This window comes from Actinoplanes sp. NPDC049598 (assembly GCF_040675435.1).
Taxonomy (GTDB): Bacteria; Actinomycetota; Actinomycetes; order Mycobacteriales; family Micromonosporaceae; genus Actinoplanes.
Genome location: NZ_JBFAOX010000023.1, coordinates 23,949 through 47,505, shown reverse-complemented (window position 1 = coordinate 47,505; position 23,557 = coordinate 23,949). Strand labels below are relative to the sequence as shown.

Here is a 23,557-nt window from a genome sequence, read left to right as displayed (position 1 = left end):
CGGGGTGGGGAGGCCGCGGGCAATGTTGCTGGGTGGGGAGGCCGCGAGGGCTGCTGGTGGGGTGGAAAGGCCGCTGGAGTTGCCGTGGGGGTGGGGGAGTGGGGAAATGGGACGAGCCGCCCCGGCGCCGGAGGATCGGCTACGAGGCGGCTCGGGAATGGGGGCGGTTAGGCGGTGGTGCAGGTGGTGCCGTTCAAGGTGAAGGCGGCGGGGGCGGACGAGTTGCCCGCGTGGGTGGCCTGGAAGCCGAACGACGTGCTGGCGTTCGGGGCCAGCGTGCCGTTGTAGGCGTTGTTGCGGGCGGTGATCGCGCCCGAGGCGCCGGTGAGCGCGGCGTTCCAGGAGCCGGTAATGGTCTGGCCGGAAGGCAGGGTGAATCCGAGCGTCCAGCCGTTCAGAGCGGTACTGCCCGTATTGGTCACCGTTACATTTGCGGTAAGTCCGGTGTTCCAAGTGTTGGTCGCATAGGTGATGCGGCAGGCGGAACTGGCGGGCGGTGGCGTCGTGGTCGACGGCGGCGGGGAAGTGGGGATGCCTCCACCGTTAACCTCGGCCGCGAAATCGGTCACGGCGAGGCCGGCGCCGCCGATCCACGGCTCGAATCCGGCCTGAATGCTAGTCAAATACCAAGCGTTCGTGATCGCGCCGCGATTCTGTACGTCGCGGATGAAGTCGAGGACGCTGAACGACCACGACGTGATGGGCGACGGGGCCACGTACGAAATCACGGCATTGCTGCCGTTGCTGCCCTGCCACACCTGCCAGGAGCGCCCGCCGATGTTGGCGGTGCCGACGACCGAGCCGATCGGCTGGATCGAGCCCTGCCGGTTGAACCAGATCATGATCTCCTGCTGGCTGACGCCGTCGGTCTTCGGCGCCGGGTCCAGCCAGATGTCGTACGCGGCGTCGTAGGTCGCGCCCTGCACGTAGCTGTAGCTGATCCGGCTGGTGGCGCTGGAGATGTTGCTGACCCGGATCGGCAGGTTCGTGCCGGGCGAGCATTTGGTGTAGTGGCAGCCGAGATAGATCGCGGGGTAGGAGACCGGGGCGCCGCTGGTGTTGCCGGTGCCCTGCTGGCTGGTGACGGAGAAGCCGGTGCTGGTCACGTTGATGCACTGCTGGGCCGTGGTGCCCCAGCGGTTGTTCATCACGATGTACCGGCCGCCGACGGTGGCGGTGCCGTACTGCTCGCAGATGGTGGTGTCGGCTTCGGCGGGCCCGGCCACGGCGAACGTCGTCAGGGCGGCCGTGGCGAGTAATCCGGCGGCCAGGCCGGCGCGGAGGATGCGTCTCATTCCACTGGCTCCGAGGGGAGGGGGACGGGGGTTGGGAGCGCTCCCACGATACGTTACAGGACATTCACAGACATGAAAAGAGGGGCACCGGACGGACGGAATTGCGACATGCGAAGGGGGCAAATTTGCTCTAGGAACGGTCGGGAGACAGAATGAAACCGTATCGAACATTCACGGCGTCGCCGTCGTGCGTAAAGTCGTGACTCAAATGACATCGCTGTAGGAGCGGGGCACACCATGGCCAAGCAGGTAATAACCCTTCTGACCGACGACATCGACGGCGGGGAAGCAGACCGTACGGTCGAGTTCGGACTCGACGGTGTGAACTACACGATCGACCTCTCGGAGAAGAACGCCGGCAAGCTGCGCAAGGCGCTCGACCCGTTCCTGAGCGCGGCGACCCGCGTCGGCCGCAGCGCGGCCCCGTCCCCGGTGCGCCGGGGCGCGCAGGCCAGCACGGGCCGGGCCAGCCGCGATCAGAACCAGGCGATTCGCGAGTGGGCCAACAAGAACGGCTACGAGGTTTCCGAGCGCGGCCGCATTCCGAGCCACATCGTCGAGGCGTACCACAGCAAGCGCTGAAGTCTCAACGGCGCCGCCGGGCCACCGGCGGCGCCGTTTTTGCTTTTCGGGGAGGAAGCATGCCGGTCGTCATCGTCACGGGCGCCTCGAGCGGGATAGGCCGGGTCACCGCCCAGCGTCTCGCCCGCAACGGCGCCACCGTCGTTCTGGCCGCCCGCCGCGCCGACAAGCTCGAGCAGCTCGCCCAGGAGACCGGCGGCATCGCGGTGCCGACCGACGTGCGTGACCCGGCCGCCCTGACCGCCCTGGTCGAGCGGGCCCGCGAGCTCACCGGCCGCATCGACGGCCTGGTCAACAACGCCGGCATCGGCGGCGCCGCCTCGGTCCTGTCCGACGACGACATCGTGGTCGGCATGGTCGAGGTCAACCTGATCGCCCCGATCCGTCTCATGCGCGCCGTCGTCCCGATCATGCGGGAGCAGCGCGCCGGCGCCATCGTCAACATCGGCTCGGTGGCCGGCGAGGTCGGTATCAGCGGCGCCTACTCGGCCACGAAGTTCGCCCTGCGCGGCATGACCGACTCCGTACGCCGCGAACTGGCCGGCACCGGCATCGGCGTCACCCTGGTCGAGCCCGGCTACATCGCCGGCGCGGCCAACAAGAACCGTTCCAACCTGCCCGGCCCGGAAATCGTCGCCGCCGCCATCGAGAGCGCCCTGAAACACCCCCGCCGCCGCATCGTCGTCCCGGGCCGATACCGCGCGTCCATCCTGGCCGCCAACGCCTTTCCCTTCATCGCCGACCGCCTGTACGCGGGCAAGGCCGCCGGCAAGAAAGAACTGAAGGGCCGCCTCTGAAGCGCTGGGCGCTTCGATACTCAGGCGGCGGGGGCGGGCTCACGACTGGAAGCGGAGCGCGCCCGGGGCGTGGGCGGGCACGGCCGGGGAGTGCGGGGCGATCGGGGCCAGGCGCTCGTAGCCGGAGGCGGGGCGCGGGTCGGGCTCGCCCTTGTTGGGCCACAGGGCGATGGCCCGCTCGGCCATGGCGGTGATGGTCAGGGACGGGTTGACGCCGAGATTGGCCGGGACGGCCGAGCCGTCGATGACATGCAGGCCCTGGTAGCCGAAGACCCGGTGGTACGCGTCCACCACGCCCGACTCCGGAGAGGCGCCGATGGTGGCGCCGCCGAGGATGTGGGCGGTCATCGGGATGTTGAAGATGTCGCCGACGGTGCCGCCGGGGAATCCGCCGATCCGGGTGGCGATGCGGCGTACGGCCTCGTGACCGACGGGGATCCAGGCCGGGTTGGGGGCGCCGTGACCGGGGCCGGTGGTGAGGCGGCCGCGCTTGGTCCGGCGTACGGTCAGGGAGTTGTCGGCCGTCTGCATGACCAGCGCGATGATGGTGCGCTCACTCCAGCGCCGCACGGACAGCGAGCGCATCAGGACGTACGGGTGGCGCAGCGCCTCGGCCAGGAACCGCACCGGCCGCGGCACCCGGCCGCCCCCGTCGACCAGCAGCGTCGACAGCAGCCCCATGGCGTTGCTGCCGGGGCCGTAGCGCACCGGCTCGATGTGCGTGGTCGCGTCCGGGTGGAACGACGACGTGATCGCCACCCCGGTCGAGAACGGCTCATCGGGCACCGAGGCGGCCTGGGCGCCCAGCAGCGCCTCCGAGTTCGTCCGGGTCAGAGAGCCGAGCTGCGCCGACAAAGACGGCAGCACCCCGGTGTCCCGCATGGCGTGCAACAGCGACTGCGTGCCCAGCGCGCCCGCGGAAAGGATCACGTCCCGCGCCGTGAAAGTGCCCCGGGAGGTCGAGATCGTCCAGCCGGTCGCCGAGGGCCGCAGCGCGGTCACGGTGGTCGACGGGTGCACGGCGACCCCGGCCTGCTCGGCCAGGTACAGGTAGTTGACGTCGAGCCGGTTCTTCGCGCCCACCTTGCAGCCGATCATGCAGTTGCCGCACTGGGTGCAGCCCGTCCGCGCCGGCCCGGCCCCGCCGAAGAACGGGTCGGGCACGGTCTTGCCGGCTTCGCCGAAGAAGACCCCCACGGGCGTACGCCGGAACGTGTGCCCGACCCCCATCTGTTCCGCCACGTCGCGGATGACCACGTCGGACGGTGTCATCGTGGGCTGTTCGGTGACCCCGAGCATGCGGGAGGCCTGGTCGTAGTACGGCGCGAGCTCGGCCGCCCAGTCGGTGATCCCCGACCAGCGCGGGTCGTCGAAGAACGCCGCCGGTGGGCGGTACAGCGTGTTGGCGTACACCAGGGAGCCGCCGCCGACCCCGGCCGCCGACAGCACCACGATGTCCTTGAGGAGGGTGATCCGCTGAATGCCGCGGAACCCGAGCCTGGGCGCCCAGAGGAAGTTGCGCAGATCCCACGAGCTTTTCGGCAGCGTCCGCGCGGTGAAGCGCCGGCCCGCCTCGAGCACGCCGACCTTGTAGCCCTTCTCGGCCAGGCGCAGCGCGCTCACGCTGCCGCCGAAGCCGCTGCCCACGATCACGACGTCGTAATCAGCCACGGCCTCACTGTTGCATTACTGGTCGGTAACCACCAGACCTCAGGACAGTAAAACCTTCAGATGCCGGCCTGAAGCGGCATCGTCGAACGCCGATGCGGCTTCGCTCAACGGGTATGTCGCCGACACCAGCCGGGAGACGTCGACCTCGCCGCTGACCAGCAGCCGGATCGCCTCGGCGAAGTCGTCCGGGAGATAGGTGGCGCTGCCCTGGATCCGCAGCTGACTGTCCTGGACGAGCGGCAGCGGGATCGACACGTCGGCCGGTGGCACCCCGACCACCACGACGGTGCCGCCCTTGGCGGCCAGGCCCAGCGCCTGGGAGATCGTGCTCTGCTCGGCGACACAGTCGAAGACCACGTCGGCGCTCTCGCCCAGCGCCTCGCGAACCTGCGCCACGGCATCCGCCGCAGTGGCGTCGACGGCCGCCGCGGCGCCGAACGACAACGCCCGGTCACGGTTGGCGGCCGACCGGGCGGTCATGACGACGCGCTTGGCCCCGTACGTCAAAGACACCAGGAGGGTGAGAAGACCGATCGGCCCGGCCCCGAGGATGGCGACGGTCTTGCCGGCGACGCCGCCGGCCAGCCCGATCGCGTGCACCGGCGTGCCCAGCGGCTCGATGAAGGCCGCCGTGGGCCAGTCGAGCTCGTCCGGGATGTGGTGCAGCCGCCGCTGGTCGATGGTGAAGTAGTCGGCCATCCCGCCCTGATCGTGGGCGCAGCCGAAGAACCGCAGGCGTTCGCAGATGTTCTGCCGCCCGGCCCGGCACTGCTTGCACTCCCAGCAGGGCAGGAACGGCTCGACGGTGACCCGCTGCCCGACCTCGCAGCCGGTGACGCCCGCACCCAGGGCGGAGATCGTGCCCGACGCCTCGTGACCCGGCGCGTACGGCAGCTCGATGAACGGGTGTTGGCCGTGCAGCGCATGGGTGTCGGAGCCGCAGATGCCGGCCACCGCCGTCCGCACCTGAACCTCACCCGGCCCGGGCGCCGGCACCTCGGCCGAAACCACTGTCACGCCGTCGGCCCCGACAATTACACGCTGCATTCTCACGGTGAGACCTTAAACCGCAGCGCTCGCGGGTGTTCGAATCCGGTCTGACCTTTCCGGACACGCGGCGTTTCTACTTCTACAAAACTCTTTTTATGGACATATTGCCCGCCGTGCGGGTACGACGCCCGCCGTCGAGAAAGGGTTCTCATGCGGATTCGCTCTGCTTTCGCCGTGGCTGCCGGTGCCGCCGCCGTCCTGGCCTTCAGCGCTCCGGCCCAGGCCACGATCAACATCGGCACCGTCGACATCACGGTGACCGACGTCGCCAGCGGCAACACGACCACGCTGTTCCAGAACATCTCGGTGCTCCAGTCGGCGCAGATCTGCCAGGTCAATGTGGACGTCATCACGGCCACCCTGCTCCGCGGTGACGCCGCCAAGTGCAGCAGCAAGACCAACAACCACCAGCAGGCCTGGGTCAAGAAGCACTGACCGGCTCCGGCCGCCACTTCCGCGCTACCCCTGGCGCGGCGGTGGCGGCCGGTTCATGCTGCGGAAATGCTGTCGTATGCATCGGGAACCTCGAATCTGCCCCTGCTCGGCGAGACGATCGGCGAGAACCTCGAACGGACGGTGTCCCGCTTCGGCGAGCGGGAGGCGCTGGTGGATGTGGCGGCCGGGCGCCGCTGGACCTACGCGCAGCTGAACGCCGATGTGGACCGGCTGGCCCGCGGGCTGCTCGGCCGGGGCATCGGGAAGGGCGACCGGGTCGGGATCTGGGCCCCCAACTGCGGCGAGTGGGTGATCACGCAGTACGCGACGGCCAAGATCGGGGCAATTCTGGTCAACATCAACCCCGCTTACCGTACGCACGAGTTGCGCTTTGTCGTCGAGCAGTCCGGCCTCCGCTTGTTGATCAGCGCCGTGGAATTCAAGACCAGCGATTACCGCGCGATGATCGAGGAGATCGGCTTCGCCGACGTGGTTTATCTTCCGGATTTATCCGATTTATATGTCGACGGCGCCCCGATCGCCGCCGACTTGTCGTTCGACGATCCGATCAACATCCAATACACGTCGGGAACGACCGGCTTCCCCAAGGGTGCGACGCTTTCGCACCACAACATCCTCAACAACGGCTACTTCGTCGGCGAGCTGATCAACTACACCGAGCACGACCGGGTCTGCCTGCCGGTCCCGCTCTACCACTGCTTCGGCATGGTCATGGGCAACCTCGCCGCGACCTCGCACGGCGCCTGCATCGTGCTCCCGGCGCCCGGCTTCGACCCCGCGGCCACCCTGCGGGCGGTGGCCCAGGAGAAGATCACTTCGCTGTACGGGGTGCCGACCATGTTCATCGCCGAGCTGGGCCTGGCCGGCTTCGGCGAGTACGACCTGAGCTCCCTGCGCACGGGCATCATGGCCGGCTCGCCCTGCCCGGTCGAGGTGATGAAGCGGGTGGTGGCCGAGATGAACATGGCCGAGGTGGCCATCTGCTACGGCATGACCGAGACGTCGCCGGTCTCCACGATGACCCGCCCCGACGACACCCTGGCCCGCCGCACCGAGACCGTCGGCCGGGTCATGCCGCACCTGGAGTCGAAGGTCGTCGACCCGGACACCGGCCTGGCGGTGGAGCGGGGCGAGCCGGGCGAGCTCTGCACCCGTGGCTATTCGGTGATGCTCGGCTACTGGAACCAGCCCGAGGCGACGGCCGGGGCGATCGACGCCGCGCGCTGGATGCACACCGGCGACCTGGCCACGATGGACGCGGATGGCTACCTCAACATCGTCGGCCGGATCAAGGACCTGGTCATCCGTGGCGGCGAGAACGTCTACCCCCGCGAGGTCGAGGAGTTCCTCTACTCGCACCCCGACATCGCCGACGTCCAGGTGATCGGCGTGCCCGACCCGAAGTACGGCGAGGAGCTGATGGCCTGGGTGGTCATGCGCCCGGAGGCGAAGCCGCTGAGCGCCGACGACGTGCGGGCGTTCTGCGCCGGCAAGCTCTCGCACTACAAGATCCCGCGTTACATGCACGTCGTCGACGGCTTCCCGATGACCGTCACCGGCAAGGTCCGCAAGGTCGAGATGCGCGAGCGGGCGAGCGAGATCCTGGGGTTTTCGTGAGCCACGCCACGACCGGCATATAAGAGGCCAGCGGCCCGTTATGGTGGACGTACAAGATTCCACTGGCCTCTTAAGGAGCCGTCATGAGCAAGGTTTGGCTGATCACCGGCACGTCCCGCGGCCTGGGCCGCCAGCTGGCCGTCTCCGTCCTCGAGCACGGCGACCGGGTCGTCGCCACCGCGCGCCGCCCCGAGCAACTGAAGGACCTGACCGAGACGTACGGGGACCGGGTGCGCACGGTCGCCCTCGACGTCACCGACCCGGCCGCCGCCCGCGCCGCCGTGGCCGAGGCGGTCGGCGCCTTCGGCCGGCTCGACGTGCTGGTCAACAACGCCGGGTACGCCGACGTGGCGTCGATCGAGGACATGCCCGAGGAGAGCTTCCGAGCCCAGATCGAGGCCAACTTCTTCGGCGTCGTCAACGTCACCCGGGCCGCGCTGCCGGTCATGCGGGCCCAGGGCGGCGGCCACATCATCCAGGTGTCGTCGGTCGGCGGCCGCGTCGCCAGCATCGGCCTCGGCGCCTACCAGTCGGCCAAGTGGGCCGTCGGCGGCTTCTCCGAGGTGCTGGCCCGGGAGGTCGAGCCGTTCGGCATCAAGATCACCGTGGCCGAGCCCGGTGGCATGCGCACCGACTGGGCCGGCGACTCGATGAGCACCCTGCCCATCAGCGACGCCTACAAGCCGGTCATCGAGCCCGCCGTGGCCCGCTTCAGCGAGCACAACGGCCACCAGCCGGGCGACCCCACGCGCATCGCCCAGGTCCTGATCGACGTGGCCGACCACCCGGAGCCGCCGCTGCACCTGCTCCTCGGCGCCGACGCGGTCGCGGTCGCCCAGGCCAAGGCCGAGTCGCTCGCGGCCTCGGACGCGCGGTGGCGGGCGGTGAGCGAGTCCGTAAGCTACGCGGAGTGACCGCGCAGCCAGACCAGCAGTTCCAGCGGGCCCGCAGCCCCGAGCAGCGCGAGGCCCGCCGGCGGGCCATCCTCGGGGTCGCGGAGCAGCTGCTCACCGAGATGCCGGTGAGCGACATCAGCCTCCGCGAGCTGGCCCGCCGCGTCGGCCTCTCCAAGACGAACGTCGTCCGCTACTTCGAGACCCGCGAGGCCGTCTTCTTCGCCCTCCTCAACCAGTCGATCGCCGACTGGCTGACCGCCCTCCCCACCGAGCTGCCGCCCCCGCCACGATCCGCCGCACCTTCCCCCGAGGCGGCCACCCCTTCCGCGGCCGCCTCCCCCTCTGCCGCCGCCGTTGTCGAGGCGCTGGCGGCGTCTCTGGCGCGGCGACCGCGCATGTGCGATTTGTGGAGCTCGCTCGGGACCGAGCTGGAGCGCAACATCAGCGCCGAGGCCATCCGCGAGTTCAAGCTCGCGAACGGCGAGCTCCAGGTCGCCTTGGCCGCTTTGCTGCGCGAGCGGATCCCCGCGCTGGGCGAGCCGTCCTCGCGCGAGCTCGTCCAGCTCATGATCCTGCTGCTCGCGGGTCTCTGGCCCTTCGCCAACCCGGCGCCCTCCGTGGTCGAGGCCACGGAGGATGTCCGGCTGGCCGGCTCACGGGTCGACTTCGCCCACCGAATGGGCCGCTCCCTGGTGGTCGCGGTCACCGGCCTACTCGCCCTCACCGCAGACACGCCGAGCGGCGCCACCCAGGGCGCGGCCGGCTCCGGCTCGGCCTCCCGGTCAGTCGATCCTCACCGGCGGTAGATGGTCATCGAATAACCGACCTGGCCGATCTCGGTGCTGGAGTCGATCAGGCGCTTGAGCTGATTCTGCGCGAGGGCCACCCGCGAATCCGACACCACGACGATGCCCCGCACCTGGTCGAGCGGCACCGCGAGCGGATTGGGCAGCCGCAGCCCGTAGTAACCGGGCGCGCCGCCACCCTTGTAGACCAGCCACACCCGTTCGCCCGGGTATCTCTGCTTGATGGTCGTGGCCAGCCGGGGCAGGTCCTGCCCCCAGTCGACGTTGGAGTCGTGCAGGTTGTTGTGCGTGTTGGCCGTCCCGCCGAACGCCTCGTTCGAGTACGGCAGGTAGTACGGAAAGGTCCGCAGCGAACTGACCGCCACAAAAGCGACCAGCACCGTCGCCGGAACCCACGCGTACTTCCAGCGGATCAGCACCACCGTCCCGGCCACCACACCCAGGAACATCGGCATGAAGATGACATACCGCGAGCCGTAATCCCTCGCCCCCGTCATGGCCACCAGCATCAGCACCCCGGCCGGCACCAGCGTGTAGAGCGCCGCCACCCACTTCTTGAGCAGCAACGTGACGGTCCCGGCGATCCAGAGCGCGATCATCCCCAGCGGCGTCTTGATCAGCAGCGCGGCCGGCAGGTAGTACCAGCGCGACCCCTTGTACGCCTCGCCGAGCAGGAAGCCGTTGAACGTCTGCGTCTCGAACTTGAACTGGATCAGCACCCCGTCCCGGTACGCCTGCGGGAACGGCAGCAGATCCACCGCCAGCCCGCGCAGCCCACCCGGATTGGGCAGCCCGGCCGGCGTCGTCCACCGCAGCCGCGGATCCACCGCCAGATAGACCAGCCACACCGTGGCCACCGCGATCAGCCCGACCGCGACCGCCGCCCCGAGCCGCGCGGCCACGTCCCGCCACGTCCATTTGGCCCGGTAGAACAGAAAAACCAGGGCCAGAGCCAGCGGTACGGCCGGAAGCGTGCTCGCCCGCGTCGCCAGCGCCGCCCCCAGGGCCAGGCCGGCCAGCGGCAGATAGCGCCCCGGTTTCTCCCGCGCCCGCCAGAGCAGCCAGAACGTCGTCAACAGGAATCCGGCCGCCGGCACGTCGAGCGTGGCCAGCGATCCGTGCGCGATCACATCCGGCGAGAAGGCGTAGAGGGCCAGCGCCACCAGCCCCGCCCACGGCCCGGCCAGGTCCCGCGCGAAGAACAGCACCACGAGCCCGATCAGCAACGTCAGCGCGATCATCGGCAACCGGGCCGCGAGCAACAGCCGGAACGGGTTGTTTCCCGACTCGTACAGCAGGTGTCGCCCCAAGAGCGACTGGTTCCCCTGGAAGCCCGGGTCGAGCTTGGCGTCCTCGAAGGCCATCCCGGCCGCCATGAACAGCTTGGCCAGCGGCGGATGCTCCGGGTTGTAGCGAAGGCTGTGCTGCTGCGCGTAGACCTCGGCCACGCCCACATAGACCGGCTCGTCAATGGTCGGCGACTGCTGCACCGCGGTGGTCACCATGGCGAACGCCATCTGTCCCAGTAACAGCACCACCACGATCGGATAGAGCCATCGCCGCTGCAGCACCGGGCAAATCTAGCCGGTGCCCCGCTGCCCGTTCGAAAAGCCGTGGCGCACCGGCGTGGCCGCCCCTACTCTGCGGCCATGGACCGGGTGATGCGCAGCCTGGACGACGTCTATGGCGACACGTTCGACGACGACGTTGAGGCGGCGCTGAACGAGAGTTTGTCGCCGCGGGACCTCAACCAGCTCATGTACGACCTGGTCGCCGAGGCCGGCCTGCCGCCGGGCGCGGCCGTGCTCGACGTCGGCGCCCGCGAGGGGCGCTATTCGTTCGAGCTGGCGCGCCGCTTCGGGTTCGCGGTGCGCGGCGTCGATCCGGTCCGCTGTCACCTCGACAACGCCGCCCGCGCCCGGGCCACGCTCGCGACCGAGGAACCCGAGGTCGCCGCCCGGGTCCGCATCGACGAAGGCATCGCCGAGAAACTGACCGATCCCGACGGCTCGATCGACCTGATCTGGTGCAAGGACGTGCTCGTGCACGTCGAGGATCTGGAAACGGTGTTTGCCGAGTTCCGGCGGGTCCTCAAGCCGGCCGGGCGCGCGGTGGTCTTCCAGATGACCGCCACCGACTGGCTGACGCCGGCCGAGGCGGCGTTCATGTGGCCACCGGCGGGCATCCATGCCAGCAGCCTCGACCCGCAGCGGATCGAGGCCGCGATCACCGGTGCCGGCCTGCGCATCGAACAGTGCATCGAGTTGCACGGTGAGACGCGCGAGCGTCGCGAGGAAGACGGCGTCGCCTCCAGCTCCCAGCAGTTGCTGTGGGTCTCCCGGCTGTTGCGCAACCGGGCGGCGTACGAGGAGCGGTTCGGCACGATCGCGTACGAGTACTTGCTGACCGACAGCCTGTGGGGCGTCTACCAGATGATCGGCAAGCTGAACCCGCGCATCTACGTGCTCACCCGGTGAACTCGCCGGGCGGGACCGACTCCGGGGTGGGGCGCTTCGCCAGCTCGGCGGCGCGGAGCTCGACGCGGCGGATCTTGCCCGAGATGGTTTTCGGGAGGTCGGCGAACTCCAGGCGGCGGATGCGGGCGTACGGCGGCATGTGCTCCTTCGCGTGAGCGAAGATGGCCTCCGCGGTCGCCGCGTCGGCCGCCCAGCCCTCCGCGAGCACGACGTAGGCCTTGGGGACCGACAGGCGCAGCGGGTCGGGGGAGGGGACCACGGCCGCCTCGACCACGGCCTCGTGCTCGATCAGGACGCTCTCCAGCTCGAACGGCGAGATGCGGTAGTCGGAGGCCTTGAAGACGTCGTCGGTGCGGCCCACGTACGTGATGTAGCCGTCCTCGTCGCGCGAGGCCACGTCGCCGGTGTGGTAGTAGCCGCCGGCCATCCGCTCGGCGGTCAGCTCGGGGTCGCCGTGGTAACCGACCATCAGACCGGTCGGGCGCGGGTCGAGGGCCACGCAGATCTCGCCCTCGGCGGCGGGGGCGCCGGTATTGGGATCGATCAACTCGATCCGGTAGCCGGGGACCGGGCGGCCCATCGAGCCCGGCTTGACCGGCTGGCCGGGCGTGTTGGCGATCTGCACCGTCGTCTCGGTCTGGCCGAAGCCGTCGCGGATGGTGACGCCCCAGGCCTTGGCCACCTGGTCGATGACCTCGGGGTTGAGCGGCTCGCCGGCCCCGACGACCAGGCGGGGCGGGGTGGCCAGGGCGCTCAGGTCGGACTGGATGAGCATTCGCCACACGGTGGGCGGGGCACAGAAACTGGTCACGCCGCACCGCTGCATCTCGGCCATCAGGCGGCCGGCGTCGAAGCGCGTGTAGTTGTAGATGAAGACGCAGGCCTGGGCGTTCCACGGGGCGAAGACGTTGCTCCACGCGTGCTTGGCCCAGCCCGGCGAGGAGATGTTGAGGTGCACGTCGCCCGGGCGCAGGCCGATCCAGTACATGGTCGAGAGGTGCCCGACGGGGTACGAGGCGTGGGTGTGCTCGACCAGCTTGGGGTTCGCGGTCGTGCCGGAGGTGAAATAGAGCAGCAGCGTGTCGCCGGCTTTGGTGACGCCGTCCGGTTCGAAGGCGTCATCCGTGGCGTAGGCCGAGCCGAAGTCGAGCCAGCCGTCGACCGGCGCGCCGACCGCGATCCGGGTGATGCCGGGGTCCACGGCCCCGAACTTCGCGGCGGCGTCCGACCTCGCGATCACATGTCTGGCGCCGCCCCGGGCCACCCGGCCGGCCGCGTCGGCCGGGCCGAGCAGCGGGGTGGCCGGGATCAGCACGGCCCCGAGCTTCATGACGGCCAGGATGGTGTCCCACAGCTCGACCTGGTTGCCCAGCATCAGCACCAGGCGGTCGCCACGGCGTACTCCCTGCGACCGCAACCACGACGCGACCTGATCCGACCGCCGGGCCATCTCGGCGAAGGAGAAGCGCTGCTCCGAACCGTCCTCCTCGACGATCCAGAGCGCCGGCGCGTCGTTGTCCTTGGCGATGACGTCGAACCAGTCGAGGGCCCAGTTGAACTCGTTCAACGTGGGCCACTCGAACCCTTCGGTGGCCGCGGCGTAGTCGTCGGCGTGCCCGAGAAGGAAATCCCGCGCCTCGCGGAAAGAAACAGCCATCTGAAGCCTCCTAGCCTGCCCGCTGAGTTTTCACCCGATCAGGCCGCAGGGCCAGATGGCGTCAGATGCCAATCGTGCGGGTGGCCGTGAAACCGCGTTCAAGATCACCCGTGACGCAGGCCATGGCGAGCGCGTGCGGGTCGGCGCCGGCCGGGTCGGCCCCGGTCAGGCGGGCGCGGCTCCCCTCGTACCCCGCCGTGGTGTAGACCTGCGAGCAAGCGTCGCCGGGCAAAGCGATCTGGCCGCGCAGCGCGGCCGTCTGCACCTCGAAGTGCAGGTGCGGCCACTGATCGCGGTAGGCGCCGGGGAAGATGCTGGTGAACGTGACCCAGCCGGCGTCGTCGGTGGTCTGGACGCCGCGCAGGTAGTTCTGCCCGGCCAGGCCGGGGGAGTAGAGGGAGTACGCGCCGTCGCGGTCGCCGTGCCACAGGTAGAGCGCGTGGCCGCTCAGCGGGCGCCCGGAGGTGGCGCTGATCAGCCGCAGCCGGATGGTCAGCGGGACGCCCTTGGCCACGCCGGTCGCCGTGCCGAAACCCCAGCGGATGTCGCTGCGGACGATGCCGCTGCGGGCCAGCACGTCATTGTCCCCGGCGGTCAGCGCGGCCACCGTCATGCCGTTGACCAGGCCCATCATCCGCCGCCGGCGCAGCGTCGGGAAGTCGAGGGCGAGGCCGCCGTCGTGCTGCCGGGTCTCCATCTGCACGGTCATGCCTCCATTGGAGGTCGCGACGGTTGCCGGCGGGTTCCCCGACGGGTGCGAGTCGGTTACTGTCCGTTCCATGGGCGATGATCGATCTTTGAGCCCGGAGGTCGTGTACGACGACGAGGAGCTGCCCGCCCGTCGCTTGACCGGGCGCATCGGCCTCGCCGTCTCCGTTGTCGCGTTCGCCGTCGCCGTGCTGGTCCTCTGGCAGGTGTTCCGGCCGCTGGCCCGCGGCAGCCAGTACTACCTGATCATTTTCCTGGCCGGGACGCTGCCGCTGGTCTTCCTCGCCTACAAATTCCGTCGTCGTAGCGCCGAGCGCCCGGGAGTCGCCGACTGGATCTTGGCGGCGGCGGCCCTGCTGGTCTGCCTCTACCCCTTGAACCCGTTCAACGGCGGCTACGACGCGTTCCTCAACCGCCAGGGCCTGCTCGACCCGGTCGACGTGGTCTTCGGCGCGATCATGCTCGTCCTGGTGGTCGAGGCCTGCCGCCGGACCACCGGGTGGGCGCTGCCCGTCGTCTGTCTCGCTTTCCTGGCGTACGCGTACTACGGCGGTCTGTTGCCGCAGAGCTGGCCGGTCGCCCACGCCGGTCTCGACTTCGCCCAGATCGTGGACGCGCTCTACAACTCGGGCAGCGGCTTCTACGGCACCCCGCTCGACGTCGCCGCCACGTACATCGTGCTGTTCACCATCTACGGCGCCGTCCTGGACCTCAGCGGCGCCAGCCGCTTCTTCGTCGACCTGTCCGTGGCCGCGTTCCGCCGCTCCCGCAGCGCGGCCGGGCGCACCGCCGTCGCCGCCGGCTTCCTGCTCGGCACCGTCTCCGGGTCGGGCACGGCCACCGCGGTCAGCGTCGGCGCGGTCACCTGGCCGATGCTGCGCCGGGCCGGCTACCCGGCCGAGCAGGCGGGCGGCATGCTGGCCGCGGCCGGCGTCGGCGCCATCCTGTCCCCGCCCACGCTGGGTGCGGCCGCCTTCATCGTCGCCGAGTACCTCGACGTCTCGTACCTGACGGTCCTGGGCTGGGCGATGATCCCCACGGTCCTCTACTACCTGGGCATCCTGCTGGCGGTGGAGATCGACGTCCGCCGCTTCCGGGTCCGTGCGCTCGACACCCCACCGGTCAGTACGCTGCGGCTGCTGGCCCGCTTCGGCTACCACTTCTCGTCCCTGGTGCTGATCGTCGTGCTGCTGGCCCTGGGCGAGAGCGCCACCCGCGCCGTCGTCTACGCCACCGTGGTCGCGTTCGCCCTGTCCTTCCTCGACCGCGCCTCCCGGCTGACCCCTCGGCGCACCTTCGAGGCTCTGAGCGCGGGCGTACGCGGCGTACTGCCGGTCGTGGCCGTCTGTGCCGCCGCCGGCATCATCACCGCCACCACCACCAAGACCGGCCTCGGCGCCCAGTTGGCGTCGCTGCTGGTCCGCGGCGCCCAGGCCCTGTTCACCAACCCGACCGCCGTGCTGGCCACCACCGTCGTCCTGGCCGCCGTCGCCCTGGCCCTGCTCGGCCTGGCCGTCCCCGTGACCGCCAGCTTCATCATCGGCTGGGTCATCATCGGCCCGGCGCTGCTCGCCCTGGGCGTCCCCGCCCCCGCGGCCGCCATGTTCGTCTTCTACTACTCGGTCCTCTCCGAGGTCACCCCACCCACAGCCCTGGCCGCCGTCGGCGCCAGCGCCATCACCGGCGGCCGCACCATCCCCACCATGTGGCAGGCCCTGAAGTACGCCCTGCCTGCCTTCCTGGCCCCCATCGCCTTCGTCCTGACCCCCGCCGGCTCCTACTTGCTGGCCCGCGGCTCGGCTCTGGAGGTCACCTGGGCCACCGCCGTCGCCGTGCTCGCCGTAGCCGCCCTGGCCATCGCCACCGGCGGCTGGGTCCTGGGCATAGGCCCAGCCGGTACGGGCCCGCGTGCGCTGGCCGCCCTGGCCGGGCTGTGCCTGCTCTACCTCTCGCCCCCAGCCATCGCCATCGGCGTGACCTTGCTGGCCGCCGCCGTGGGGTGGTCGGCCCTCAACCGCCGTACCTCCGGCACGTCCGCCATGCCCGCCTCCGACTCAGGCGTGCCCGCGTCTGCCTCCGACTCAGGCGTGCCCGCCTCCGCCTCCGCGGAATTTGTCGCCCCGGGGTCCGCCTCCACGTCCGCTGATCACGTCGTTCCGGGGGCGGCGCCCGCACCTGGCGCACCCACCCGCGCCGAGCCTGCGCCTGACCACGCTGAGCCTGCGTCCACCGGCGCCGAGTCTGCGGGGCCTGCCCGCGCCGAGTCGGCGTCCGCCGGGTCTGCCCGCGGCGTGGCCGCTGAGCGGCCCGCGCCCTCCCCGCCGTCCGCGCCCTCCCCGCCGTCCGCGCCCTCCCCGCCGTCCGCGGCGGCGGCGCCACGCGTTCGAAAAGCCTCTCCACCCTCCTCTACCGACGAACGGGGTTGATATGAAGCGACAAAACGGAATTGTGCGATCGGCGTTCTCGAGCAACCGGGCCGCTGCGGCCGGCATCGCGGTCGTCGCCGTGCTGGCGGCGGTGACGGGGTGTGGTGGGCGGCAGGATGCGGCCTCGACTGATGCCGGTGGGGACGTGACCTGCAACGTCGGCAACGAGACGCGGGTCGGCATCGCGACCGGCAATGCCACCGGTGTCTACTTCGCGCTCGGCAACGCCTACGCCGAGCAGATCAACGCGACCGGCGGCAAGCTCAAGGCCACCGCCTCCGAGACCGGCGCCTCCGTGCAGAACATCCAGCAGGTGGTGGCCGGCCAGTACGCGGTCGCCTTCTCCTTGGCCGACTCGGCCGCCGACGCGGTCAACGGCACCGGCAGCTTCGACAGCAAGCAGCCGATCGCCGCCCTGGCCCGCATCCACACCAACTACACGCAGGTGATCGTCCGCAAGGCGGCCGGCATCAAGGACGTAGCCGGCATGAAGGGCAAGCGCGTCTCCACCGGCTCCCCGAAGTCCGGCACCGAGGTCATCGCCAACCGCATGCTCACCGCCGCCGGCCTCGACCCGGCCAAGGACATCAGCGCTCAGAAACTGGACCTGACCAAGACCGTCGACGGCATGAAGGACGGCTCGATCGACGCCCTCTTCTGGTCGGGCGGCCTGCCCACCCCCGGCATCACCGACCTGCTGACCACCTCGGCCAACCAGGTCGAGTTCATCGACGTGACGCCGCTGCTCCCCGCCCTCCAGAAGATCAACCCGGTGTACGAGGCCGGCACGATCCCCGCCGCCACCTACAAGCTCCCCGCCGACGCCCCCACCGTGATCGTCCCCAACCTCCTGCTGGTCCGGAACGACCTCGACCCCAACGTCGCCTGCGTCCTGACCAAGACCCTCTTCGACCGCCAGCCCCAACTCGTGCAGGCCAATGCCGCCGCCAAGGAGATCACCCTGGACCAGGCCCGCAAAACCGACCCCGTCCCCTTGCAGCGCGGCGCCGTCAAGAGCCTGGACGACCTGAACGCCCCCAAGTAGCCAAACCCCAACACCCGAACACGTTCAAGCCAGCCCGGATTGGCCGGGTCGAACGTGTTCAAGCCGCGGTCCGGGGCCGCGGAGTCGAACGCGTTCAAGCCGGTCTAGGGCCGCCGCGTCGAACGTGTTCAAGCGGGTGCGGGGTCGCCGCGTTGAACGCGTTCAGGGCGGTGCGGTCGCCGGGTCGAACGGGTTCAAGCTGGCCTGGAGCTGACCGATCGAACGGGTTCGAGGTGGCTCGGGGCCGATGGTTTGAACGCGTTCGAGGGAGGGCTGAGCGAGTTGAGCGCGTTCGAAAGAGTCGGCAGCGGGCGGAAGCGGGGCGGCAGCGGGCGGCAGCGGGGCGGAAGCCGGTCAGGGGCGGGAGGGAGCGGGCCGGGTTAATGGGTTGATGGTTTGGGTGGGGAGGGGGCATCATGGGCGACATGATGATCTTCTCTCGGAAGGGCGCGTGCGCCCTCGCGCTTTGATCGCGCTCGCGCGGCGGGATGCCGCGCTCCGTAACGACTTCTGGCGGCAAGCGGTGGAGATTCGCCGCGAATGGTTGGGTGTCGGGTTCTGTACCGAGCCGGCCGATCGCCAGGTCACCGAAGAGGCTATCGCCTCGATTTATCACCGGCGGCCGGAGTTTGTCTGGGTCGATTCGCCGCGCGCTGCCCTCCCGTACCTCCGGGGGTTGCCCTCGCACGAGGATCTGCGGAGCTGGGTCGCGTCGCGGCGGCCGGCGGGGCGGCCGCCGGTGGCCAGTGACATTGCGGCCGGGCTGTCGTTTCTGCGGTCCACAGCGGAAGAGACGTACGCCGAACCGCCGGCCGATCGGGCCTCGCCCAAGCGGAAGAAAGGCGAGGGATGGCCGGTGTTGCCGCCGGAGCGGGCGCTGGAGCTCGGGCTGCCGTTCAAGGAGATTTTGACCCAGGGGGTACGGGACGCCCTGTTCCGGACCTTCTCGGCGTTCTATCTGCCGGTGCGGGCGGCGCTGGGCGTGCCGCCGCCGGTGGGCTGGTACGGGCAGCAGGACGGGTGGTGGATCGCCTACCTGGACGTGCTGCGCCGGCTCGGTTTGGCCGCGCCGAAAGCGAGTGGCGAGTTGGGCGCCTGGGAGGCTCTGGCCCGGTCGGCCGGGTGGTGGTGGCCGGGGGACGACCGCTGTGTGCTTGTCGAGCGGCCTGCCCGCGTACGGCTCAAGCCTGTGCCTGGGTCTTGGCACGATGAGCTGCGGCTGGAGTGCGTCGAGTACCGCGACGGATGGTCGGTGACCGGGGTCCTCTGACAATTCGTTCTTCGCCGGGCATCGATTTGTCGGTGCCCGGCCCTACGATCGCGGTGTGACGACAACGCTGGCTCCGGAACCGACGGTTCTTCGCGCCGTGCCTGACATCGTCCGGCGCCGGCTGGCCACCCTCGACAACTGGCTCAACCCGCACTCGTGGGCGGTCACCGCGATCATCGTGGCGGTCGCGGCGATCCTGCGGCTCAACGGGATCACCAGCGCCAAGGGCTACGTCTTCGACGAGGTGTACTACCCGACCGACGCCTGGGACATGTTGCAGCACGGCGTCGAGTGGGATCCCGAGAAGACCAACGCCGCGGCTTATGTGGTGCATCCGCCTCTGGGCAAATGGCTGATCTCGGTCGGCGAGCTGATGTTCGGCAACACGGAGCTGGGCTGGCGCTTCATGCCCGCGATGGCCGGCATCCTGATGATCCTGGTGCTCATCCGCGTCGCGTACAGGCTGTTCCACTCGGTTGTCCTGGCCGGCACGGCCGGGCTTCTGATGACGCTGGACGGGTTCCAGCTCGTGTTGTCGCGCATCTCGCTGCTCGACATCTTCCTCGGGCTGTTCGTGCTGATGACGTTCGCCGCGATCGTGCTCGACCGCGATCACTATCGGCGCGGCTGGCTGCGGGCCCTGGAGAGCGGCGGCCGGCCGGCCCGGGTGCCGTGGTGGCTGCTCGTGGCCGGGGCGATGCTCGGGCTGGCCAGCGGGGTGAAGTGGAGCGCGCTGTTCTTCGCCCCGTTCTTCGCCGCGCTGGTGATCGTCTGGCGGATTCAGGCGCGGCGGTCGGCCGGTGCGCCCGCCGTCGTGGTCGCTGATTTCGGGTGGCTGGTCCTTGCTTTGGGGGCCGCGTTCGTCGTCTATCTGGCCACGTGGACGGGGTGGTTCGTCACCAACGACGGCTACTTCCGGCACTTCCGCGCGGACAACGGGATCAGCGAGCCACCGGTCATCGGCGCGCTGATGAACCTGTGGCACTACCACTCGGAGGCGTACAAGTTCCACAGTGGCCTGACGTCGAAGCATCCGTACCAGTCCTGGCCGTGGCAGTGGCTGCTGCTGGGCCGGCCGGTCAACTTCTACTGGCCCAGCGCGAGCGGTTGCGGCGCGCCCAACTGCGTACGGCAGATCCTGCTCCTCGGCACGCCGATCCTGTGGTGGTCGTTCCTGCCGGCGGTGGCCGCCCTGGCCTGGTTCGGCGTGGCCCGGCGGGACTGGCGGGCGTGGGCGATCGGCACCGGCGTGGTGGCCGGCCTGCTCCCGTGGTTCTACTACGCGATCAAGGACGGGCGCACGATGTTCTCGTTCTACGCGCTGCCCGCCCTGCCGTTCCTGATCCTCGCGGTCGTCTATGTGCTCGGCGCCATCATGACCCCGCAGGAGGGCATAGCCACCGGCTCGGGCCGTACAGATCGTCAGCTCGTCGGCACGATCGCCGCCGCCGCGTACGTCGTCGCGGTCGCCCTGTGCTTCGCGTACTTCTATCCGATCTTCGTGGGCTCCTCGATCCCGTACGAGAGCTGGTCCCAACGCATGTGGCTGGGCAGCCGCTGGATCTAGACGACGATCACGACTTTGCCCCGGCCGTGCCCGGAGCCCACGTCACGGTGCGCGTCGGCCGCCTTGGTCAGCGGGTAGGCGGCGCGGACGTGGATGCGGAGCTGCCCGTCGGCGTACATCCGGGCCAGCTCGGCCAGGCGCTCCCGAGAACGCAGGGGTGGCGTCACAAGGACACCAGGGCGGCCGTGATCGACCAGCGTGAGGACGTTCGTGGTGAGGCCGAGCGAGATGTCCAGGGCTTCACCCCCGGCGCCATCCAGGACGGCGTCGACGCCGTGCGGTGCCGTTGCCCTGATGCGGTCGGTCAGACCTTGGCCGTACGCGATGGGGGTGGCGCCGAGAGAGCGTAGGTAATCGTGGTTCCCGGGGGCCGCGGTGCCGACGACGGTGGCGCCCCAAGCGCGGGCCAGCTGCACGGCCACGGTCCCGACCGCGCCCGCGGCACCGTGTACCAGCAGCGTGTCGCCGTCAGCGATGCCCAGCTCCTGCAACGCGATGTGGGCGGTCTGGGCGCCGGCACTGAAGCCGCCGGCTTCCTCCCAGGACATGCTCGCGGGCTTGGCGGAGACATTCTCGGCCGGCACGACGATGTATTCGGCGTAGGCGTTGAGCATCCCGAACCCGATCACCTCCTGGCCGACCCGCTGGTCGCTGCCAGGCCCCACCTCGTCGATGGTGCCCGCAAACTCGTTACCCGGGATGCGCGGGAAGCCCGGCGGGGCTCCGGCTGGGTTCCAGCCCTCGCGCACCGCACAGTCGTACGGCTGCACGCCGGCCGCCCGCACACGGACGCGCACCTCACCCGGCCCGGCGTGGGGCGTGGGCACCTCCGTCTCTTTGAGCACCTCGGGCGGTCCTGGACTGTCGAACGCGGCTGCTCGCATGGCTGTCACGGTCCAACTTGAACCGGGCTTCAAGTCAAGAGAGGTTTCGTCCGGCCGGCGTGCAGGTTTCCTCCACCCGGACTGCGCCGGTCTCCCTCAGCCCTGGGCAGCTCCGGTTTTCCTCGGTACTGGGCAGCGCCTGTGCCGGTTCCCTTCCGCCCGGCTGGGGTGGTTTCCTCGGCCGCGGTCGGGGCGGTTTGGTCAGGGCCCGCGACGCTGGTTTCGTCCTACCCGGCCGTGGCGGTTTCCTCCAGCCTGGCCGCGGGGGTTTCCTCCACCATGGCCGCGGCGGTTTCACCCAGCCCGGTCGCCGGTGAGTAATTCTTGGAAAAGGGATTGTCAGAATGGGTCGCCCGGACTAATGTTTCTCTCGTCCGAAGAGAACGCGCCGGAAAGGGGATCGAGATGATGTGGCAGGCCGCCGACATGGTCGCCCTCCGCGCGTGCGGTTCGGCCCTGATCAACGGCTCCATGGAGAGCGAAGCCCCGGCCGCCGCGGCGGTGGGCTGGCGACGAGCCATGAAGCGGCCCGTCTCGGGAGTGTGCAGGCGAAACGGCTGACGCCGTAACGGTTTCGCCGCCGCCCTCCCGCTTCGGGACGGGCGGCTTTTCTCTGTCATGGATTCGTATGGGCGTAGCTCAATCGGTAGAGCGGCGGCCTCCAAAGCCGATGGTTGCGGGTTCGATTCCTGCCGCCCGTGTGCTTTTATTTCCGTACAATTGAATAGCAGTTAATTGCACCCAGAAATGGGTCGAGGATGTGGCCGCGCGGGCCGGCTGCGGCGGGTGGGACGACCGCCGGGCTCGCTGGGCGGGACTATTTGCGCTACCCACCCAACGCGCCGGCCGCCTCCTCGCCTGTTCGACCGGCGCCAAGCCACCGACTCGGCGCCGACCCCCCCTCTGACCCGGCGCCGGGTCGGAGATGGGCTCGTAGCTCAGTTCGGAGAGCGCCCGCCTTGCAAGCGGGAGGTGGCCGGTTCGAGCCCGGCCGGGTCCACGGTCGCGGCCGCAGACCGCGTCATGGCGAGTCGTCGTAGCTCAGCGGTAGAGCGCCGCCCTCATAAGGCGGAGGCCGGCTGGTTCGAAACCACCCGACGACACGCAAGCCCCTGTAGCGCAGCTGGACAGCGCGCCGGTCTACGAAGCCGGAGATCGGGAGTTCGAATCTCCCCGGGGGCACAACGCGCCGCTAGCTCAACGGCAGAGCAACCGCCTCTTAAGCGGTGGGTTCGGGGTTCGAATCCCCGGCGGCGCACTCGCAGGGTAGAGGAGCACGGTCGTCCTCGCCGGTCTCATAAGCCGGAGAACGCGGGTTCAAATCCCGCCCCTGCCACCAACGTCCCACCCCGCCGACCAGCCCTCCCGCCAGGGCTGGTCGGCCCTCTCCCGCCGACCAGCGCACGGCTAGCCCTATGCGCTGTTCCGGCACCGCGATGTTTCGCCTCAGCGCCTCCGCGCGCCCTGCGTTCCCGCGCGCCCTGCGTTCCCGCGCCCTGCGTTCCCGCGCGCCCTGCGTTCCCGCGCCCTGCGCTCCCGCGCGCCCTGCGCTGCCTCGCACACCTGCGTTGTCCCGCGTCTCGCGCCCCTGTGTTGTCTCCGCGTCTCCGCGCTGTCTCCGCGTCTCCGCGCTGTCTCCGCGTCTCCGCGCCCCTGTGCTGTCCCGCACCCTTTCGCGGTCTCGCGTCCCGTGCCGCCCTGCGATCCGCGCTTCGTCCTGGACCGGCGCCTGGTTGCGCACGTGTGCCGTGACGCTGCAGGGTGCTGCGGCGTCCCTCTCGCGCTTGGGGCTTGTGCTGACGGGGATGGGCGGCTTTGTGCTTAGGTGCTCGGATGGTGGATGTGCTGTCCGCGGCGGTGCGGAACAACGCCGAGTGGTGTGCATTGGTGTGCCGGACTCATGGGGTGGAGTCGCGATTCGGGGAGCGGGCGTGGCGCAGTCTCGGGCCGCCGCCGCCGTACTACCCGGCGGCGGTCACCCTCACGGCGGAGCCTCGGCTGCGGATGTGCTGCCGCGCGGGGATCTGGGGGGATATTCGGTCAAGGACAGCTTCGGTGCGGTTGATCTGGCACCGGCCGGGTTCGAGCAGCTCTTCGAGGCTCGGTGGATTCATCGTGCGGCGGCCGCGAGTGGGCCGGAAGCGGGGCTGACGGCTGAGCGGATCACCACCGTGGTGGGGCTTCGCGAGTGGAGCGCGGCCTGGGGAGATGGAGACGTCTTCCGGCTGGCGCTGCTGGACGAGCCGGACGTCGCCATGCTCGCATTCATCGAAGCCGAAGCCGAAGCCGAAGCCGAAGCCGAAGCCGAAGCCGAAGCCGAAGCCGAAGCCGAAGCCGAAGCCGAAGCCGACGT

Annotated in this window: 18 protein-coding genes, 6 tRNA genes and 1 pseudogene; 18 read left to right on the top strand and 7 right to left on the bottom strand. The window is 69.9% G+C overall.

The genetic code is table 11. The features are described from left to right. Positions 1–167: 167 nt before the first annotated feature. Positions 168–1,295 carry a cellulose binding domain-containing protein gene (locus AB0J66_RS37525; protein ID WP_364671422.1) on the bottom strand — a complete coding sequence of 376 codons (1,128 nt, stop codon included), beginning with the start codon at positions 1,293–1,295 and terminating at the stop codon, positions 168–170. Positions 1,296–1,532: 237 nt separating this feature from the next. Here AB0J66_RS37525 and AB0J66_RS37520 point away from each other — a divergent pair, with 237 nt between their 5' ends. Together AB0J66_RS37520 and AB0J66_RS37515 are read left to right on the top strand one after the other, a co-directional pair. Next, the gene (locus AB0J66_RS37520; RefSeq protein ID WP_364671419.1) at positions 1,533–1,877 is read left to right on the top strand and encodes an Lsr2 family protein; all 345 of its coding nucleotides are present in this window, start codon (positions 1,533–1,535) and stop codon (positions 1,875–1,877) included. Positions 1,878–1,936: 59 nt separating this feature from the next. Beyond that, positions 1,937–2,674 (top strand): SDR family NAD(P)-dependent oxidoreductase, encoded by a 738-nt coding sequence (locus tag AB0J66_RS37515; RefSeq protein ID WP_364671416.1) that lies wholly within the window; start codon positions 1,937–1,939, stop codon positions 2,672–2,674. Between the two features lie 39 nt (positions 2,675–2,713). Here AB0J66_RS37515 and AB0J66_RS37510 read toward each other — a convergent pair whose 3' ends face one another. Together AB0J66_RS37510 and AB0J66_RS37505 are read right to left on the bottom strand one after the other, a co-directional pair. Then, entirely contained in the window at positions 2,714–4,345 is a 1,632-nt protein-coding gene (locus tag AB0J66_RS37510; protein WP_364671413.1) for a GMC family oxidoreductase, read from the bottom strand. 39 nt (positions 4,346–4,384) lie between these two features. Further along, on the bottom strand, positions 4,385–5,392 hold the full coding sequence (locus AB0J66_RS37505; RefSeq protein WP_364671697.1) for an alcohol dehydrogenase catalytic domain-containing protein: 1,008 nt from the start codon (positions 5,390–5,392) through the stop codon (positions 4,385–4,387). Positions 5,393–5,569: 177 nt separating this feature from the next. Between AB0J66_RS37505 and AB0J66_RS37500 the strand changes: the two genes are divergently transcribed. From AB0J66_RS37500 to AB0J66_RS37485, 4 genes are all read left to right on the top strand, one after another. Continuing rightward, complete coding sequence (locus tag AB0J66_RS37500; RefSeq protein ID WP_364671411.1) at positions 5,570–5,830, top strand: hypothetical protein; 261 nt, start codon at positions 5,570–5,572, stop codon at positions 5,828–5,830. Between the two features lie 66 nt (positions 5,831–5,896). After that, on the top strand, positions 5,897–7,468 hold the full coding sequence (locus tag AB0J66_RS37495; RefSeq protein ID WP_364671409.1) for an AMP-binding protein: 1,572 nt from the start codon (positions 5,897–5,899) through the stop codon (positions 7,466–7,468). Between the two features lie 83 nt (positions 7,469–7,551). After that, positions 7,552–8,382, top strand: a complete 831-nt coding sequence (locus tag AB0J66_RS37490) for an oxidoreductase (RefSeq protein ID WP_364671406.1) — start codon at positions 7,552–7,554, stop codon at positions 8,380–8,382. Further along, positions 8,379–9,170 (top strand): TetR family transcriptional regulator, encoded by a 792-nt coding sequence (locus AB0J66_RS37485; protein ID WP_364671404.1) that lies wholly within the window; start codon positions 8,379–8,381, stop codon positions 9,168–9,170. Before AB0J66_RS37490 ends, AB0J66_RS37485 begins: the two co-directional genes overlap by 4 nt. Here the strand turns inward: AB0J66_RS37485 and AB0J66_RS37480 are convergent. Continuing rightward, complete coding sequence (locus AB0J66_RS37480) at positions 9,158–10,741, bottom strand: glycosyltransferase family 39 protein (RefSeq protein WP_364671401.1); 1,584 nt, start codon at positions 10,739–10,741, stop codon at positions 9,158–9,160. The genes AB0J66_RS37485 and AB0J66_RS37480 overlap by 13 nt on opposite strands. A gap of 78 nt (positions 10,742–10,819) precedes the next feature. Here AB0J66_RS37480 and AB0J66_RS37475 point away from each other — a divergent pair, with 78 nt between their 5' ends. After that, complete coding sequence (locus AB0J66_RS37475; protein ID WP_364671399.1) at positions 10,820–11,647, top strand: class I SAM-dependent methyltransferase; 828 nt, start codon at positions 10,820–10,822, stop codon at positions 11,645–11,647. Here the strand turns inward: AB0J66_RS37475 and AB0J66_RS37470 are convergent. Continuing rightward, positions 11,637–13,304, bottom strand: a complete 1,668-nt coding sequence (locus AB0J66_RS37470) for an AMP-binding protein (RefSeq protein ID WP_364671396.1) — start codon at positions 13,302–13,304, stop codon at positions 11,637–11,639. The genes AB0J66_RS37475 and AB0J66_RS37470 overlap by 11 nt on opposite strands. A 61-nt stretch (positions 13,305–13,365) precedes the next feature. Further along, positions 13,366–14,013: an intradiol ring-cleavage dioxygenase gene (locus AB0J66_RS37465; RefSeq protein ID WP_364671393.1), complete on the bottom strand. Its 648-nt coding sequence runs from the start codon at positions 14,011–14,013 to the stop codon at positions 13,366–13,368. A gap of 70 nt (positions 14,014–14,083) precedes the next feature. Between AB0J66_RS37465 and AB0J66_RS37460 the strand changes: the two genes are divergently transcribed. The 4 genes from AB0J66_RS37460 (at position 14,084) to AB0J66_RS37445 (ending at position 20,320) form a co-directional block, all read left to right on the top strand. Next, a complete protein-coding gene (locus AB0J66_RS37460; protein WP_364671391.1) occupies positions 14,084–16,438 on the top strand; it encodes a TRAP transporter fused permease subunit in 2,355 nt (784 codons plus the stop codon). Positions 16,439–16,460: 22 nt separating this feature from the next. After that, positions 16,461–17,483: a TAXI family TRAP transporter solute-binding subunit gene (locus AB0J66_RS37455; RefSeq protein WP_364671388.1), complete on the top strand. Its 1,023-nt coding sequence runs from the start codon at positions 16,461–16,463 to the stop codon at positions 17,481–17,483. 739 nt (positions 17,484–18,222) lie between these two features. Further along, entirely contained in the window at positions 18,223–18,753 is a 531-nt protein-coding gene (locus tag AB0J66_RS37450; protein ID WP_364671385.1) for a DUF6745 domain-containing protein, read from the top strand. Positions 18,754–18,850: 97 nt separating this feature from the next. Further along, a complete protein-coding gene (locus AB0J66_RS37445) occupies positions 18,851–20,320 on the top strand; it encodes a phospholipid carrier-dependent glycosyltransferase (RefSeq protein WP_364671383.1) in 1,470 nt (489 codons plus the stop codon). Here the strand turns inward: AB0J66_RS37445 and AB0J66_RS37440 are convergent. Next, the gene (locus tag AB0J66_RS37440) at positions 20,317–21,204 is read right to left on the bottom strand and encodes an NADP-dependent oxidoreductase (protein ID WP_364671380.1); all 888 of its coding nucleotides are present in this window, start codon (positions 21,202–21,204) and stop codon (positions 20,317–20,319) included. The genes AB0J66_RS37445 and AB0J66_RS37440 overlap by 4 nt on opposite strands. A 628-nt stretch (positions 21,205–21,832) precedes the next feature. Between AB0J66_RS37440 and AB0J66_RS37435 the strand changes: the two genes are divergently transcribed. From AB0J66_RS37435 to AB0J66_RS37405, 7 genes and pseudogenes are all read left to right on the top strand, one after another. Then, positions 21,833–21,905: transfer RNA gene (locus AB0J66_RS37435), tRNA-Trp, on the top strand. Between the two features lie 226 nt (positions 21,906–22,131). After that, positions 22,132–22,204 (top strand) — tRNA-Ala (locus AB0J66_RS37430). Positions 22,205–22,234: 30 nt separating this feature from the next. Next, a tRNA-Met gene (locus AB0J66_RS37425) sits at positions 22,235–22,307 on the top strand. Between the two features lie 5 nt (positions 22,308–22,312). Then, positions 22,313–22,386, top strand: a tRNA-Arg gene (locus tag AB0J66_RS37420). 4 nt (positions 22,387–22,390) lie between these two features. After that, positions 22,391–22,462, top strand: a tRNA-Lys gene (locus AB0J66_RS37415). Positions 22,463–22,464: 2 nt separating this feature from the next. After that, positions 22,465–22,543: transfer RNA gene (locus tag AB0J66_RS37410), tRNA-Met, on the top strand. Positions 22,544–23,210: 667 nt separating this feature from the next. After that, a pseudogene (locus AB0J66_RS37405) lies at positions 23,211–23,557 on the top strand (hypothetical protein); the annotation flags it as partial.